This window comes from Porphyromonas sp. oral taxon 278 str. W7784, from assembly GCF_000467855.2.
In the GTDB taxonomy this organism is placed as follows: Bacteria; Bacteroidota; Bacteroidia; order Bacteroidales; family Porphyromonadaceae; genus Porphyromonas.
Genome location: NZ_KI259230.1, coordinates 98,876 through 99,696, shown reverse-complemented (window position 1 = coordinate 99,696; position 821 = coordinate 98,876). Strand labels below are relative to the sequence as shown.

Here is an 821-nt window from a genome sequence, read left to right as displayed (position 1 = left end):
TCGGTCTGGTTACCGACAGGGACTTCCTTCTTGGCGTACCCGATGGAGGATACGACGAGAACAGCACCCGCCTTGACGTTCTTCAAGGTGAACTTACCGTTGATGTCGGTAGAAGCACCTTGACCAGGCACACCCTTGACCTGAACCGAAGCTCCGATCACAGGCTCATGATTCGTAGCGTCGAGCACGACACCACTGATGCTCCGCCCCTGTGCTAGTGCCGTAGCGACACAGAGGAAAAGCGTCATGAGGAGAGATAGTACTTTCTTCATATCTGAAAATTAAAAAAATGGAATCTTAGGGGAGGGGATAAAGTGGAACACCCGAACTACTCGAAGTAGCCGCGGCGCTTCACAAGACAAGGAAAGCTCCCAGACCGCTACGTGCTAGCACGCCTCGTCTAGGAGCCTTTTAGCTTGGGATATAGATAGAACGGAGGATATATCGGGGAGATCTACGTATCGAGCACATCCACCAGTTCGCCAGCTTCGTCGTATAAATGGACCAATACCCCATCAGGTCTGTCCCCGATAGGTCACGCAGGCTAGACCACTCGCACGAGGGATCTAGGGTAAATAGGCTGTCACTAAGTATAACCATAATCTTGTCAGCGGGCAAAAATAGTAAATTTTAACCTTCTGAAAATACTTTTATAAGCCTTCTCATTTAATAAAATTCTTTAAGAATACCCCTGCATCGGAACGACAGCGTACCACTGCTTTTCCCGAGTCTTATCCCCGCCCACCGAAGCTGACATCCGAATCAAAAAACCACCCCTCCAGAAGCCCTGTCTACAGGGGCTTTTGAGAGGCCTCTTTTGG

Annotated in this window: 1 protein-coding gene; it reads right to left on the bottom strand. The window is 49.7% G+C overall.

Translation table 11 applies throughout. The features are described 5' to 3' along the window. Window positions 1-272 (bottom strand): carboxypeptidase-like regulatory domain-containing protein (locus tag HMPREF1556_RS08710; protein ID WP_021666872.1); only part of this gene is annotated, 272 nt, incomplete at its 3' end. Between the last annotated feature and the right edge of the window lie 549 nt (window positions 273-821).